Genomic DNA, 14,071 nt, shown 5'->3' on the forward strand with positions numbered 1-14,071 from the left:
CCCTCGGCGAGGGCCGGCCGTTCCGTGTTCCCCGGCGAGGGAGCAGGATGACGGCATGGGCAACGCGTTCTCGACCGGTTGGCGCATCGCCCGTTCGCGCCGATCGGAGTTCCTCGACCTGGCGCGCCTCCGACGACGGACCGTCGTGACCGGCACGGTAGCCGTCGTCTCAGGCACGATCATGGTGATCGCGTCCCTGCTCTGGGGCGCCCTCGACGGAGCGTGGCCCCTGCGCCTCCTGGCCATCGTCTGTTTCGCGGCCGCACTCGGCTGCTTCGTCGGGGTGTTCCTCCGGGTCCACCGTCGGGATCTCGACCTCCGGGGCACCGGCACCGGAGCGGGCGACTGGCGCCGCGGCGAGCGCATCGACCGGCAGTTCGCCGCGCGTCCCCCGGCGATGCTCCCGGAGGACCGCGACGAGGTCCTCGCTCGGGCCGAGCGCTCCCTCGGACCCTCCGTAGCCCTCGCGGCGCGGTTCGTCCTGCTGCCGATCACCTGGGCACTCGTCTGGGCGGGAGCGCTGCTCTCCGGCCTCGGCACGCTCGACTCCCCGCTCGTGTTGTTCTGGCCGCCGATGCTCATGCTGCTGCAGTCGGCCACCTTCATCGCGGCGGTGACGGGCATCGGGCGGTCCGACGCCGCACGCCGCCGCGCCCTCGCGCTCGAGCCGGCCCCGGTCGTCACGGCACCGCCGCGTCGGAACGTCGACCCACGCGGTTCGAAGGTCGGTCTCCCCGGTGACTGACCCCGCGCTCCACGGACCTCTGTGTGGAGCCTGTCGACAGGGCCTGTGAGGCGGGGCAAGATCGGGCGGGGTGTCGGGCTCGGCGCTCGTCTCGTGATGCAGGGGGATCGATGACGATCGAGATGTTGTGGGAGCAGGACGATCCGACCGACGTGCTCCGGAACCGTTTCGGCTTCGCGGACGCCGAGGCGGTGGGCGATTGGGTCAGGTCGACGGTCGAGCGTCACTGGCGTGTTCGTGTCGGGCCACCGGAGCGGATGGTGATGAGCGACAGCAACGCCCTCGCGTGGGTTCGTGGAGGGGACGAACGCCTCCTGGTGAAGTGGTCGGTCGCTCCCGACCGGTTCGAGCGACTCGCGTTCACCTCAGATCTCACTGCTTGGCTCGGAGCACAGGGACTGCCCGTGTCGACGCCGGTACCGACCCTCGAAGGTGAGGTTCAGGTGACGGACGACGGCATCTCGCTGGGTCTGCAACGCGTCATCGATGGAGCACACCTCGATGTCGAGGACGCCGATCAGGTCCGTGCAGCGGGGGCGACGCTCGCTCGACTGCACGACGCGCTGCGCTCGTGTCCCTTGCACGACTCGCGACCCGGGGTGCTGTCCGCGCCGGCACGGCTCACCGACCAGATCGCGGGCTGGATCGCTTCCGAGCCGCCGTCGCTGTCTCAGACGGCCCGCGACGTACTCTGGCGGATGCTCGAACGAGCGCCTGCGGATCTCCCGCCTCTCCAGATCGTGCACGGCGACTACCGCGCCGCCAACATCCTGTGCGTCGGCACCACGGTCGTCGGCGTCCTCGATTTCGAGGAGCTCCGACTCGACCATCGAATCGTCGAGGTCGCTCGCTCCGCGGTCATGCTGGGCACGCTCTTCCGGGACTGGGGACCTGTTCCCGTGTCCGTTCGGCAGCAGTTCCTGGACGGCTACCAGACGGTCCGAGCCCTCACGGACGAGGAACTGCACTGGTGGCCGGTACTCGTGCTCTGGTACTCGCTGGCACTCGTGCCTCCTGGCGACGACCCCACGGGGTGGGGTCGAGCGGCAATCGAGCAATTCGAGACCGCTGACGGCTCATCGGCCGGCAGTTACCGATCAACGGTGCCGGTGGTCTTCCCGCCTCGCCACCAGCGAAAATGCGACCACGAAGCTGGCCCAGCAGACGACTGGCACCAGGTGACCGACCGACGGCGTACCTGCCAGATTCAGAACCGCAAAGAGCAACGCGAGTGCCCCGAAGACGATCGCGACGATGAGCCACCGGCGGATCCTGCGCCAGGACCGCTGATCTGACGGCCCCTCGGGCCTGCTCACCGTGACACCAACATGGCGGCAGCGTACCGGCAGCTGCCGTCCGGTAGCGGATCCGTCATCGGTACCGCTGCCGCCGAGTGAGAGCGATCCGCGACCGCACAGCCTCGACGCACTGCCCCAGCGACTCTCGGTCCGTGTGCAGCGTCAAGTCAGCTCCGATCCGTGGCAGCTCACGCTGCCAATGGTCGTAGGCCGCGCGTAGGTAGTCCTCCTGACGCGACACTCCGCGGGTTGGATCCGCCAAAGCGCGCTTGAAGGCGACATCAAAAGGTGCAGTTGTCGCGATCGTCAACGATGGGACTTCGTCAGGTGCTTGCCGGAGTAGTCCGCGCACCTTCTCGCCCGTTCCGACACCCTCCACGATGACGCAGGTCATCCCCGCGCGGAGCCACAGCCCTGCGACTGCCTCGGTGATCTGATGCGCTACTTCCCAGCCCGGGAGCGTGGGTAGCGCCATCGAGGCGATCTGGTCCAGCTCAACTGCCGCAACCCGCTCTCCTTGCCCGCGAAGCTCATCGCTGAGAGCCACAGTGAGGGCACTCTTCCCAGACGCTTGTGGCCCAGCAATGACCACGTAGACAAGGGGTGGAGTACCTGTAGTCATCTCGGCAGCGTGCTCGATGGTCGCGCGGCCCGCAAGAGTCTCGATCCCGGTGGGCTACCGAACGCCACCTCGGTCGCTCTTGGTCGTTCCGGGAGGGGATCCCTTCCTGGGACGGGTTGCTTCACCCGCCCTTCGGACCCGCACCGTGGGAACTTCGCCGAGCGTCGTCACACCGGTTGACTGACGCGATGGCATTCGAGATCCGCGGCGCGACTCCTGTTGATGCTCTACAGATCGCGCGGGTGCACAAACGATCACGCGAGGCCTACTACGGGGATGCCCTCGACCCGGTCGATGCGGCTCGTGATCGGTACCCGATGTGGGTCGACACGTTGACCAGGGCTGACACCTGGTGCGCCGTCGCGGTGCTGCATGAGGACCTCGTGGGTTTCATCGCGGGTCACCTCCCCGAGCGGGACGATCTGCCTGCCGAACTGTCAAGTCTCTACGTCGACCCTGATCGGTTCGGTTCAGGGGTCGGTAGTGCGCTGTACCAGCGCTTCGTCGACGTCGTTTCATCGGGTACCGCTGAACTCGAGGTCTGGGACGGGAACGACCGGGCAAAGCGCTTCTACGCGCACCGAGGCTGGCAACCGACCGAACAGATCAGAGCAGGCGTCACCGGGAAGCCATTCGTCACCTCGACGCTCGACCTTCGCCCCTGCTAGCCAGACGTCCGTAGCCGATCGTCTACGGGATGTCGTCAGCGGGCGTACCGCAAAAAGCTCCACGAGAGGCGAGGAGTGTCCTCACCTCCTGCGAAGAACTAGTCACCACGTGGCGGGTAGAGCTCCGCTGTCGGACCCGATGCGGGACTCGCTGCACTGCGCTGCGTGGCTTGCATCATCCGACGGGCATGCCGAGCCGGTCATTCCCCAACCTGGCTCGGAGCGTGTGGAGCAGAGCACCGACGATCTTCACTTGGTCGTCGTCGAGAGACGGGGCGACGAGTTCGGCGAGCTGGCGACGGAACGTCACCTCTGCCGCAGCGACGATTGCGGCACCTGTGTCAGTCAAGGAGACGAGCACCGATCGCCCATCTGTGGGATTCGGTCGGCGATCGACCCAGCCGCGCGCGGCGAGTCGATCCACCCCCTTGCTGATCGCCCCGACTCCGGCAGCGAAGTTCGTGGCGACGTCTGCGATCCGCGACGCAGGGTGGTCCCGGAAGTAGCAGAGGAACTCGTACTGCGTAGCCACGATGCCGTGCTCGCGACGCAGGGTGTCACTCACTGCGTTGTAGAGACGCGTCTCGGCTCGAACCAGGTCGTCGAAGAGCTGCACGAGATCATTGCTTGCCGTTTTGGTTGCCACGGCATACAGTCTACCGTTGCATGCCGCGGCAACCAAACCGCCCGGCGGGAGGAGCACCATGAGCCGAGAACAACGACAGGCACTCGACGACATGCTTCGGGCAGCACCGCAGGCCAGCGGGCCGGTGCCAGTCGAGCAGATGCGGCAGGGGTTCGCTCGCTTCATGAGCCAGTTCCCCGTCCCCGCGGGCGTCACGCGAACGCCAATCGAACTCGGCGGTCGAGGCGCTGTCCGCGTCGAACCGAGCGCTGACGCCCGTCCGGGCATCATTCTGTACTTGCACGGTGGATCGTTCTCGCTTGGTTCCCCCGAGACCGCGATGGCATTGACCGCGCACCTCGTGGAACGCACAGGCGTGGCAGCCATCTCGGTCGACTACCGGCTCGCTCCGGAGCACCCGTTCCCGGCAGCCATCAACGACTGCCTCTCCGCCTACCGCGACCTGCTCGATCACGACGTCGACCCAGCGAGCATCGTGTTCGCGGGCGATTCCGCAGGAGGGGGCCTCGCGGTGACGACGACCCTCGCCGCCCGGGATGCCGGGCTCCCCGTCCCTGCAGGGATCGTCGCGTTCTCGCCCGGGCTGGACCACACGCGTACCGGTGCGTCGATGACGTCGAAGGAGGGCATCGACCCGCTCTTCACCCGCGCCGGGATGGAGCACACGGGCACCCTGTACCTCGACGGTCAAGACCCGGAGCAGCCGCTGCTCGCTCCAGCGGTGCACGCCGACCTCAGGGGGTTCCCGCCGATGCTCCTGCAAGTCGGGACGAACGAGCTCCTCCTCGACGACGCCGTCCGACTCGCCGACCTGGCACGCGCCGCCGAAACGGACGTCATCCTCGACGTCGTTGCCGGCGTGCCCCACGTGTTCCCCGCGTTCGTCGGGCTGATCGACGAAGCCGACGAAGCAATAGCCCGGGCAGCCCTGTTCATCGGACAGCGCCTTCGGATCAGGTGACGAGGCCACGTCCGGGGACCGACGGGCCGACGAGACTGCTCCAGCGCCCGAACCGACGAGGACCCTCCACACTGGTCACGTGCGTTTCGACACCGTCCTGACCCAGGCTGACGTCCCCACGCTCCGTATCGAGGTTGCTGCGCTCCGGCTCCCAGGGCGTCGACTGGCGCGAGGCGTGAGCATGCAACGCGACGGGCGCGAACGCCCGTGGCAGTTCCAAGCGGTCGTTGACGAGCGCGATGAGAGTTGGACGTTCGACCGGGAGGGGCACACCCACCGCGACCGCTACGAGGAGGGCGTCCTCCACACCGTTGACGGGCCGTCGGAAGTCAGCTTCGCTCGCAGCGGCACGGTTGCCTCTCCCGTTCGGCTGCTCACTCCTGAGCTGCTCCTCCTGTGGGGGTCACCTGCGAGCTACTCACCGATGCTCGTCCAGCGGATCAACGAGCACTGGCTGCTGTTCACGTTCGAGCACGACCTCGACCCCGCGCAACGCACGACGCTGGTCATCGACGAGCGCGACGGAGTCGCACACCGCTCGTACGGAGTGGATCAGATCACGGTGATCACCGAGCTCCGCTTCATGGAAGACGACGAGCCGATGCCTCCACGTCCGCGCTTCCCTCGACTGCAGGAGTGGCCCCGGCTCGAGTACTGAAGCCACGCGCGCGAGGCGGCGCCCGGATGTGGACCGCCATCCGCGCACGATCTTGCGCTGCACGCTCCTCGGCAGACGAATCAGCAACCAACTCCCCCACCACCCTCCCCCGCGACCGAACCCGCGCTCCACGGATCGTCCTGCCGCGTGCTCCGGCCACCCGGTGCCCATGCGCAGCCGCCCGAGGATTCACTCAATGCATGCGCACCATGGGAGTCGAAGAAGAGCTGCTGCTCATCGACCGGACGACGGGTCACCCCGTCCCGGTCGCGGAACAGGTGCTCGCCCGTGCCGTCGCTGCCGGCGGCCCCGGCGACGGTGGCGAAGTCGTCGGCGAGATGCACCGGGAGGCCATCGAGGTCTTCACCCGCCCGCACTCGTCGCTCGCAGCGCTCGGTGGCCAGGTGCTCGCCAACCGTGAGTTCACCGAGATGCTCGCGTCCGAGGCCGGAGCACATGCCGCCCCCCTCGCGACCTCGCCCTGCCCGGTCGAGCCACACCCGACGGAGTCGGAGCGGTACACGACGATGATGCAGCGGTACGGCTCGCTGCCCCGGCGGGTGCTCACGTCCGGGCTGCACGTGCACGTCTCGGTGGACTCCCCGGAGGAGGGCGTCGCCGTCCTCGACCAGATCCGCACCTGGACCCCGATCCTCATCGCCCTCTGCGCGAACTCCCCGTTCCACGACGGCGCCGACACCGGCCACGCCAGTTGGCGGTCGATGCTCTGGAACCAGTGGCCGTCGTCGGGTCCGCAGGAACGCTTCGGTTCGCTGGCGCGCTACCGAGCGGTGATGGACGCGATGCTCAGCACCGGTGCGCTCCTCGACTCAGGCATGCTCTACCTCGATGCCCGGCTGTCGCAGAACCACCCGACGGTCGAGGTCCGGGTCGCCGACGTGCCGCTCGACCCCGGCACGACCGTCACGGTCGCCGGCCTGGTCCGCGCCCTGGTGGACACGGCGGCGAACGACGCCGCGATCGGCCGGGAGGCTCCCAACACCCCCGCCTGTGCGGTCCGGCTGGCGAACTGGCGAGCGGCGCTCGAGGGGCTCGACGGGTGCCTCGTCGATCCGACGACCGAGCGCCCGGCTCCGGCCCGGGACGTCGTGATGCTGCTCCTGGCGCACGTCCTGCCGGCCCTGACGGCGAACGGCGACGACCAGCTGGTCGAACGGGGCATCGCCGACCTCTTCGCCCGCGGCACCGGTGCCGCCCGCCAGCGCGCAGCCCGTCTGCCGATGACGGAACCGGGGTCGGACGACCTCGGGCACATCGCCCTCGCCGCGGCCCGGGCCGTCCCGGCCGCAAGCACCCACCTCGATGCAGCACGACCGCGGACCGTGATCGGACGGAGTACCCCATGACCCAGACGACGACGCCCCCCGCCCTCGGGGAAGAGCCCGGTGAACTCCTCGGACGACGGCCGCTCCGGTCGGGTGTCCGGGCGGTGCACTGGCACACCTCCACGGACCACAAGACGATCGGCAACCTCTACCTGGTGACCTCGTTCGGCTACTTCTGCCTCGCGGGACTGATGGCCGTCGTCATGCGGACCGAACTCTTCACCCCCGGACTCGACGTCCTGGACACCCGCGAGCAGTACAACCAGCTCATGACGATGCACGGCACCGTGATGCTGCTGCTCTTCGCCACCCCGCTGTTCGCCGGGTTCGCGAACGCGATCATGCCCCTGCAGATCGGCGCCCCGGACGTCGCCTTCCCGCGACTGAACGCCCTGTCCTACTGGCTGTACGTCTTCGGCAGCGTCATCGCGATGGGTGGCTTCCTCACGCCGGCCGGGTCGGCGTCGTTCGGCTGGACCGCCTACGCGCCACTGTCGGACACGACGTTCCAGCCCGGCCTCGGTGGGACCCTGTGGGTCGCGGGCCTGAGCATCACCGGGTTCAGCACGATCCTCGGGTCGGTGAACTTCATCACGACGATCGTGACGATGCGGGCCCCCGGGATGACCATGTTCCGGATGCCGATCTTCACGTGGAACGTGCTGATCACCTCGATCCTCGTGCTCATGGCGTTCCCGGTGCTCGCGGCGGCCTTGTTCGGGCTGCTGCTGGACCGGGCGTTCGACGCGCAGGTCTACAACCCGGCCAACGGCGGAGCTCTGCTCTGGCAGCACCTGTTCTGGTTCTTCGGCCACCCCGAGGTCTACGTGATCGCGCTGCCCTTCTTCGGGATCGTCTCCGAGGTGTTCCCGGTCTTCAGCCGCAAGCCGATCTTCGGCTACAAGACGCTGGTGTACGCGACGATCTCGATCGCGGCCCTGTCGATCTCGGTCTGGGCGCACCACATGTTCGCGACGGGCGGGGTCCTGCTCCCCTGGTTCTCCTTGATGACGATGCTCATCGCGGTGCCGACCGGCGTGAAGATCTTCAACTGGGTCGGCACGATGTGGCAGGGCTCGGTGACGTTCGAGACGCCGATCCTCTGGGCGATCGGGTTCCTCGTGACGTTCACGTTCGGCGGTCTGACGGGGGTGATCCTGGCGTCCCCGCCGCTGGACTTCCACGTGCACGACACCTACTTCGTCGTCGCACACTTCCACTACGTCGTGTTCGGCACGGTCGTGTTCGCGATGTTCTCCGGCTTCTACTTCTGGTGGCCGAAGTTCACCGGGAAGATGCTCGGCGAACGCCTGGGCAAGGTCCACTTCTGGATGCTCTTCATCGGGTTCCACACGACCTTCCTCATCCAGCACTGGCTCGGTGTGGTCGGCATGCCCCGCCGCTACGCGAGCTACCTGCCGGAGGACGGGTTCACCTGGATGCACCAGGTGTCGACCGTCGGGGCGATGGTGACCGCCGCGTCGATGCTCCCCTTCTTCCTGAACATCGTGCAGACGATGCGGCACGGCCAACGGGTCCGTGTGAACGACCCGTGGGGCTACGGCCGATCGCTGGAGTGGGCGACGAGTTGCCCGCCGCCCCGCCACAACTTCACCGCGATCCCGCGGATCCGATCCGAGTCGCCGGCGTTCGACCTGAACCACCCGGAGGCCGGTGTCCCCGTCGGTGTGGGTCGGGCGATGGACGCCCCTGATGCGCCGACGCACGACCAGGCGAGCGGCAAGACCCGGAAGCCGGAGGGCCCCGGGCAACAGGCGTGACCCCCGCACCGCTCAGTGCGGTCCGTGCCCCTCGGTGCCGCCGGGGGGCACGATCCGTTCCAGCAGTCGCAGCACCCGCTCCCCGTCGACCGAGCCCGGGTCGAGCAGCCACTGCACCTGCATACCGTCGGACACCGCGATGCTCAGGCTCGCCAGGTCCTCCGGGTCCAGGTCGTCACGGATCCGTCCTGCCGACTGGTCCCGCCGGATCAGGTCGGCCAGGTCGGCGCGCAGCCGGGTGAACCGGTCGCGCATGAACTCGCGGGTGGCCGGGTGCCCCTCCTGCACGGCGTCGGCGGAGAGGGTCGTGTAGAGCTGCACCAGCCCCGGTACGGCCCGGTTGCGGGCGGCGCTCTCGCGCATGTCGCCGATGGCGGACTTCATCCGCTCCGGTGCGCCCTGCTCGCGCACCTCGTGCTCGCGGTAGACGGCGAGCAGCAGTTCGTCGCGGCTCGGGAAGTAGTGCCGGAGAGCCGCGTGCGTGATGCCGAGGGCGTCCGCGACGGACCGCAACGAGGACGCGTCGACACCCTGCTCGGCGACCATCCGGATCATCTCATCGAGGATCTGCGCCCGTCGCTCGGTGCCCTTGCGGTAGCCGCCGCGGCGCGACGAAGTCGCTGCGTCATCATCGGCGGGGTCGTTCACCGTGCCAACTTACCGCTGGAAGGTTTTCGCGGCCAGTGGCGGACGGGAGGCCCGGATCACCACCGGTGACGTGCCTCCCGTCCGGTGGGTGTCAGGAACCGGCAGCCGACTCGCCGGCGTCAGCGCCGGCCTGCGGGACCGTGTACTCGTCCACCGGCGTCGGCAGGCCCGCGTCGAGTGCGGCCGTGATCTGCGCCAGGCAGCGCGCCAGGACCTCGTTGTCCTCCGCCGAGAGGTGGTCGATGACCTCGACCACTGCCTCGTGGAAGATCTCGTACGACTTGTCGATCTTGCGGGCGGCCTGCACCGTGGGCTCGAGCACCTGCGCCCGCCGGTCGGTGGGGTGCGGGACCCGGAGCAGGTCGCCCTTCTCGACCAGGCCGTCGACGATCTTGGTGACCGAGGCGTTCGAGACCGACAGCATGACGGCCAGGTCCTTCGGGCCCATGCTCCGGCCGTCGCGGTGCGCCTGCAGCATGTAGCGGACGGTGAGGAACTCGTTCTTCGTCAGACCGCTCTCGCCGCGGGCACGTTCGAGCTGGTCCTCTTCGGCGTGCTGCAGCCGCAGCAGGGCGTCGACCGCGGTCTTGGCGGACCGGGTGCGGGGCTCGCGGGCGTAGAGGTGGACGTGCTCGCGGCGGACGACGGTCAGCGGCATGCGTCAGGCGGCCGGAGCGACGAAGAAGTCGGCGTAGGACAGTTCGGTGCGGCGGGACAGCAGCGACGGGTCCTGGATCCGCTGGGCGACCCAGGCCTCGATGACGGCTGGATCGGTGAGTCCCACTCGCGGGTGGGAGCCGCCGAACCGAGTGTCGTGCGACGTGCTGTGGTACGTGCTCTGCATGGGTGCGCCTTCCTCGTCGAGGGTCTGCTGTCCGTCCGGACGAGCAAACTCTTTCACATCGTGAACTGTGAGGGCAACAAACAGTTTTGCCACTTGTACAGTTCGCGCACCGAACGACTGCGGTCCCCCGCGGACGCACACGAGCCCCTCCTCCAGCGGAGGAAGGGCTCGTGTGTGGAGCGGGACGGACTACTCCTTGTTGAGCTTGTCCTGCACCGTGCCGGCGATCTTCTCGACCGTGTTCGGCAGCTCGGTCGTGCCGTAGAGGCGCGCGTCCGGGTGCGTGGGCGGCGGCATCGGCACCGAGGTGGTGGGGCCGTCGTGGTACGAGTACTCGCCCTTGCCGTCGAACGACGGGCCGCTCGCCCACGAGCCTTCCTTCGCCTGGGCACCGTCGGAGAAGTTGAGGTACTGGTAGTGCACCTCCTGGTTCTCCTTGCTCTGCGGGAAGTTGCTCGGGACCGGCAGCGTCTCGAGGCCCTGCTCGCGCAGCTCGGCGGCGGCGGTCGCCCACATGTTCTGGTGCATGGTGTCGCGGGCGATGAGGAAGCTCAGCAGGTCCCGGACGCCGTGGTCGTCGGTCATGTGGTAGAGCCGTGCGGCCTGGACGCGGCCCTGCATCTCGGCGTTCTCGTTCGCCGTGAAGTCGGCGAGCAGGTTGCCGCTGGCCGTGATGTAGGAGCCCTGCCACGGGTTGCCCATGCTGTCGACCGGACGCGCACCGGCGCCGGCGACGATGGCGTGCTGGACGTCCGTGCCACCGACGATCGCGGCGACCGTCGGGTCGTCCTGCAGCGCGTCCTCGGTGATGCCGAGCGGGGACTTCTCGAGCAGCTGGGCGATCATCGTCGCGAGCATCTCGACGTGGCCCATCTCCTCGGCGCCGATGCCGAACACCATGTCGCGGTACTTGCCCGGGATGTGCATGTTCCACGCCTGGAACTGGTACTGCAGCGCGACGGAGATCTCGCCGTACTGACCACCGAGCACCTCCTGGAGCTTCCGCGCGTAGATCGCGTCGGGCTTGTCGGGGGTCGCCTTGAACTGGAGCTCTTGCTTGTGGAAGTACAAATCGTTCTCCTGTTTCTGTTCGGTTCGGGTGGACGGGTCAGAGGATCGGCGTGCCGCCGGTGACCGCGATGCGCGCACCGGAGACGTAGCTGCCGTCGTCGCTCGCGAGCAGGACGTACACCGGGGCCAGCTCTGCCGGCTGTCCGGCGCGACCGAGGGGTGTCTGGGTGCCGAACTGTTCGACCTGCTCGGCGGGCATCGTCGAGGGGATCAGCGGCGTCCAGATGGGGCCGGGCGCGACGCTGTTCACGCGGATGCCGCGCTCCCCGACGAGCTGCGCGAGCGCGGCCGAGAAGTTGGCGATCCCGGCCTTGGTCACGTCGTACGGCAGCAGGGTCGGCACCGGGTTGTCGGAGTTCACCGAGCTCGTGCCGATGATCGAGGCTCCCGACTGCAGGTGCGGCAGTGCTGCCTTGACGAGGTGGAAGTAGGCGCTGAGGTTCGTCGCGAGGGTGTGGTCCCACTCCTCGTCGGTGATCTCCTCGAGCGTCTCGTGGGTCATCTGGTACGCGGCGTTGTTCACCAGCACGTCGATGCCGCCGAGCTCGGACACCGCGGTGTCGATGATGCTGCGGCAGTAGGCCGGGTCACTGACGTCACCGGGGAAGAGCACGGCCTTGCGACCGGCGTCCTCGATCCAGTGCTTGGTCTCCTGCGCGTCCTCTTCCTCTTCGGGCAGGTAGGAGATCAGGACGTCGGCACCTTCGCGGGCGAAGGCGATCGCGACCGCCTTGCCGATACCGCTGTCACCGCCGGTGATCACGGCCTTCTTGCCGGCGAGCTTGCCGGATCCCTTGTAGCTGGTCTCGCCGTGGTCCGGCTTCGGTCCCATCGCCTGCTCGGAACCGGGGGGTTGCTGCTGTTGATCGCTCATGTCACTCCCTGGACGAAGGTCATCGTGCAGGGGGTCATGGTCGGCGGGCGTCGCTGGACGGCCGTCCGGAGTGTTCAGATCACGCGGACGGGCACCGCGTGCCCGCCGGTCAGGAGGCGGTGGTCGCCCGTCCGAGCCACTCCTGCAGCAACGCCCGCTCGGGGTCGGTCAGCCCGGGGAGTGCCGGAGCGGCGGCACGGACGGCCTGCAGCGCAGCGAGGGTCATCGACGCTCCCTCGTCAGGGTCGCCGCCTGCCCATGCGGGCGGGTCCGTGACGATGGCGGCCAGGACCGTGTCGAGCATGAGTTCGGGCAACGAGGGTCCGGCGCCGTCTCCGCCGACTCCAACGTCCTCGCCGTGTCCGCTGGCATGCCCGCCGCCGTGTCCGCCGGCGAGCATCGTCAGCATCGACCCGGCGCCGGCCGCGCGGATCATCGCGACCGCCTGCTCCTCGGGCACGCGGAGGCGTCCGGCGGCGGCGACCCGGTGCACCCGCGCACGGAGCACCTCCAGTCCGGCAGCGACCGCCGGGGAGTCGTCGTCGCGGTCCGAGGCGTAGAGCAGACGGAACAGCGCGGGGTTGGCGAGCCCGAAGGCCACCTGCACCCGCCACGAGTCGCGGAGGTCCGCGACCGGGTCCCCGCCGCCGCCGACCTCGGCGGCGGCGTGCTCGGTCTTCGCGGCGACGAACTCCGCCAGGACGCGCTCGGCGACCGCGTCGAGCAGGCCGTCCTTGTCACCGAAGAGCCGGTAGATCGCCGGCGACTGGACACCGGCGGCGAGCGCGACGCTCCGGGTGGTGACCGCGGCGACACCGTCCTCGGCGAGCAGGCGTGCGGCCGCGGTGACGATGCGGGTGCGCGGATCCGGTGCGGGGCTCATGGTTCCGATGCTACCGAGGCGGTGGTATCGCCGCTTCCCTCATGGCGTTTCCAATGATACTGTCCTCGTGTTACCACTGGAAACACGATCGGAGCAGCCATGATCATCGTCACCGGAGCCACCGGACAGCTCGGCGGGGCAGTCGTCGCCCACCTCCTCGAACACGTCCCCGCTCGGGAGCTCGCCGTCAGCGTCCGCGACCCACGGTCGGACGCCGCACGCCGGCTCGCCGACCGGGGCGTGCAGGTCCGACGGGGTGACTTCACCGAGCCCGCCACGCTCCCCACGGCGTTCGCGGACGCCAGCCGGGTGCTCATCGTCTCCGGGCCGGCCGACCCCGAGCCGCACCGCGTCGCCGTCGAGGCAGCGGTCACCGCCGGCGCCGGACACATCGTCTACACCGCACACATGGCGACCTCCCCGGACTCCCACTTCGGTCCCGCCCGGCAGCACGCCGCCACGGAGCAGGACCTGGCCACCACCGGCATCGCCACCACGTCCCTCCGCAACGGTTTCCACGCCTCCAGCGCACCCTTCATGCTCGGCGCCGGCCTCCGGACCGGCGAGCTCCGCCTGCCCGCCGACGGTCCCGTCGCCTGGACGGCGCAGGCGGACCTGGCCGTGGCCGCCGCGATCGCCCTGACGGACCCCGACCGCCTGCACGGCATCACCCCGCCGCTCACCGCGTCCCGGGCGCTCGACATGGACGAGCTCGCCGAGATCGTCTCGCGGGTCACGGGTCGGACCCTCACCCGGACCGTGGTCGACGAGGACGAGTACCGCGCAGAACTCGTCGCCGGCGGACTCCCCGAGGCGTTCACCCCGATGATGACCGGGTTCTTCGCAGCCGCACGTGACGGCGAGTTCGCCACGGTCGACCCGATGCTCGCCGACCTCCTCGGCCGCGAGCCGCGGAGCATCGAGGACGTCCTCGCCGACGCACTGCGGGCGCACTGATCGCGCGCGGCGCCGGACGGGAGGCGCGGGGCGGGCCCGGCACGGGCCTCCCGTCCGGCACCTGAACGG

At 69.0% G+C, this 14,071-nt stretch carries 15 protein-coding genes; 8 read left to right on the forward strand and 7 right to left on the reverse strand.

The window, feature by feature from the left end:
- Positions 1 to 55 precede the first annotated feature (55 nt).
- From DEJ31_RS08000 to DEJ31_RS08015, 3 genes are all read left to right on the forward strand, one after another.
- The gene (locus DEJ31_RS08000) at positions 56 to 745 is read left to right on the forward strand and encodes a hypothetical protein (RefSeq protein ID WP_111121599.1); all 690 of its coding nucleotides are present in this window, start codon (positions 56 to 58) and stop codon (positions 743 to 745) included.
- Between the two features lie 110 nt (positions 746 to 855).
- Positions 856 to 2,040, forward strand: a complete 1,185-nt coding sequence (locus DEJ31_RS08005) for a phosphotransferase (RefSeq protein ID WP_111121600.1) — start codon at positions 856 to 858, stop codon at positions 2,038 to 2,040.
- A gap of 813 nt (positions 2,041 to 2,853) precedes the next feature.
- Positions 2,854 to 3,333, forward strand: coding sequence for a GNAT family N-acetyltransferase (locus tag DEJ31_RS08015; RefSeq protein ID WP_111043641.1), 480 nt, complete (start codon positions 2,854 to 2,856; stop codon positions 3,331 to 3,333).
- Positions 3,334 to 3,508: 175 nt separating this feature from the next.
- Here DEJ31_RS08015 and DEJ31_RS08020 read toward each other — a convergent pair whose 3' ends face one another.
- Positions 3,509 to 4,039 carry a MarR family winged helix-turn-helix transcriptional regulator gene (locus DEJ31_RS08020; protein ID WP_181421501.1) on the reverse strand — a complete coding sequence of 177 codons (531 nt, stop codon included), beginning with the start codon at positions 4,037 to 4,039 and terminating at the stop codon, positions 3,509 to 3,511.
- Here DEJ31_RS08020 and DEJ31_RS08025 point away from each other — a divergent pair.
- From DEJ31_RS08025 to ctaD, 4 genes are all read left to right on the forward strand, one after another.
- The gene (locus DEJ31_RS08025; protein ID WP_111121602.1) at positions 4,038 to 4,940 is read left to right on the forward strand and encodes an alpha/beta hydrolase; all 903 of its coding nucleotides are present in this window, start codon (positions 4,038 to 4,040) and stop codon (positions 4,938 to 4,940) included. The genes DEJ31_RS08020 and DEJ31_RS08025 overlap by 2 nt on opposite strands.
- Before the next feature lie 424 nt (positions 4,941 to 5,364).
- Positions 5,365 to 5,598, forward strand: coding sequence for a hypothetical protein (locus tag DEJ31_RS16870; RefSeq protein WP_146240598.1), 234 nt, complete (start codon positions 5,365 to 5,367; stop codon positions 5,596 to 5,598).
- A 200-nt stretch (positions 5,599 to 5,798) separates the two neighbouring features.
- Positions 5,799 to 6,965, forward strand: coding sequence for a glutamate--cysteine ligase (locus DEJ31_RS08035; RefSeq protein WP_111121604.1), 1,167 nt, complete (start codon positions 5,799 to 5,801; stop codon positions 6,963 to 6,965).
- A complete protein-coding gene (gene ctaD / locus DEJ31_RS08040; RefSeq protein ID WP_110902931.1) occupies positions 6,962 to 8,725 on the forward strand; it encodes a cytochrome c oxidase subunit I in 1,764 nt (587 codons plus the stop codon). The genes DEJ31_RS08035 and ctaD overlap by 4 nt, the downstream gene beginning before the upstream one ends.
- A gap of 12 nt (positions 8,726 to 8,737) precedes the next feature.
- Here the strand turns inward: ctaD and DEJ31_RS08045 are convergent, their stop codons facing one another.
- The 6 genes from DEJ31_RS08045 to DEJ31_RS08070 form a co-directional block, all read right to left on the reverse strand.
- Positions 8,738 to 9,373 (reverse strand): TetR/AcrR family transcriptional regulator, encoded by a 636-nt coding sequence (locus DEJ31_RS08045; protein WP_258366227.1) that lies wholly within the window; start codon positions 9,371 to 9,373, stop codon positions 8,738 to 8,740.
- Between the two features lie 91 nt (positions 9,374 to 9,464).
- Positions 9,465 to 10,031, reverse strand: a complete 567-nt coding sequence (locus DEJ31_RS08050) for a MarR family winged helix-turn-helix transcriptional regulator (RefSeq protein ID WP_110902929.1) — start codon at positions 10,029 to 10,031, stop codon at positions 9,465 to 9,467.
- Between the two features lie 3 nt (positions 10,032 to 10,034).
- Positions 10,035 to 10,217 (reverse strand): hypothetical protein, encoded by a 183-nt coding sequence (locus DEJ31_RS08055; protein WP_110902928.1) that lies wholly within the window; start codon positions 10,215 to 10,217, stop codon positions 10,035 to 10,037.
- A gap of 189 nt (positions 10,218 to 10,406) precedes the next feature.
- Complete coding sequence (locus DEJ31_RS08060) at positions 10,407 to 11,288, reverse strand: manganese catalase family protein (protein WP_110902927.1); 882 nt, start codon at positions 11,286 to 11,288, stop codon at positions 10,407 to 10,409.
- A 37-nt stretch (positions 11,289 to 11,325) separates the two neighbouring features.
- Positions 11,326 to 12,162 carry an SDR family oxidoreductase gene (locus DEJ31_RS08065; RefSeq protein WP_111043639.1) on the reverse strand — a complete coding sequence of 279 codons (837 nt, stop codon included), beginning with the start codon at positions 12,160 to 12,162 and terminating at the stop codon, positions 11,326 to 11,328.
- Between the two features lie 109 nt (positions 12,163 to 12,271).
- Positions 12,272 to 13,045, reverse strand: coding sequence for a TetR/AcrR family transcriptional regulator (locus DEJ31_RS08070; protein WP_111121605.1), 774 nt, complete (start codon positions 13,043 to 13,045; stop codon positions 12,272 to 12,274).
- A 99-nt stretch (positions 13,046 to 13,144) separates the two neighbouring features.
- Here DEJ31_RS08070 and DEJ31_RS08075 point away from each other — a divergent pair, with 99 nt between their 5' ends.
- A complete protein-coding gene (locus tag DEJ31_RS08075) occupies positions 13,145 to 14,002 on the forward strand; it encodes an NmrA family NAD(P)-binding protein (protein ID WP_111121606.1) in 858 nt (285 codons plus the stop codon).
- Positions 14,003 to 14,071: the final 69 nt, after the last annotated feature.

It is taken from the genome of Curtobacterium sp. MCPF17_031, from assembly GCF_003234035.1.
In the GTDB taxonomy this organism is placed as follows: Bacteria; Actinomycetota; Actinomycetes; order Actinomycetales; family Microbacteriaceae; genus Curtobacterium.

Excerpts from the sequence above, each read along its gene's own strand:
- DEJ31_RS08000 (WP_111121599.1), top strand. The coding sequence starts at position 56 with ATGGGCAACGCGTTCTCGACCGGTTGGCGCATCGCCCGTTCGCGCCGA.
- DEJ31_RS08005 (WP_111121600.1), top strand. The coding sequence starts at position 856 with ATGACGATCGAGATGTTGTGGGAGCAGGACGATCCGACCGACGTGCTC.
- DEJ31_RS08015 (WP_111043641.1), top strand. The coding sequence starts at position 2,854 with ATGGCATTCGAGATCCGCGGCGCGACTCCTGTTGATGCTCTACAGATC.
- DEJ31_RS08025 (WP_111121602.1), top strand. The coding sequence starts at position 4,038 with ATGAGCCGAGAACAACGACAGGCACTCGACGACATGCTTCGGGCAGCA.
- DEJ31_RS08020 (WP_181421501.1), bottom strand. The coding sequence starts at position 4,039 with ATGGTGCTCCTCCCGCCGGGCGGTTTGGTTGCCGCGGCATGCAACGGT.
- DEJ31_RS16870 (WP_146240598.1), top strand. The coding sequence starts at position 5,365 with ATGCTCGTCCAGCGGATCAACGAGCACTGGCTGCTGTTCACGTTCGAG.
- DEJ31_RS08035 (WP_111121604.1), top strand. The coding sequence starts at position 5,799 with ATGCGCACCATGGGAGTCGAAGAAGAGCTGCTGCTCATCGACCGGACG.
- ctaD (WP_110902931.1), top strand. The coding sequence starts at position 6,962 with ATGACCCAGACGACGACGCCCCCCGCCCTCGGGGAAGAGCCCGGTGAA.
- DEJ31_RS08050 (WP_110902929.1), bottom strand. The coding sequence starts at position 10,031 with ATGCCGCTGACCGTCGTCCGCCGCGAGCACGTCCACCTCTACGCCCGC.
- DEJ31_RS08055 (WP_110902928.1), bottom strand. The coding sequence starts at position 10,217 with ATGCAGAGCACGTACCACAGCACGTCGCACGACACTCGGTTCGGCGGC.
- DEJ31_RS08065 (WP_111043639.1), bottom strand. The coding sequence starts at position 12,162 with ATGAGCGATCAACAGCAGCAACCCCCCGGTTCCGAGCAGGCGATGGGA.
- DEJ31_RS08070 (WP_111121605.1), bottom strand. The coding sequence starts at position 13,045 with ATGAGCCCCGCACCGGATCCGCGCACCCGCATCGTCACCGCGGCCGCA.
- DEJ31_RS08075 (WP_111121606.1), top strand. The coding sequence starts at position 13,145 with ATGATCATCGTCACCGGAGCCACCGGACAGCTCGGCGGGGCAGTCGTC.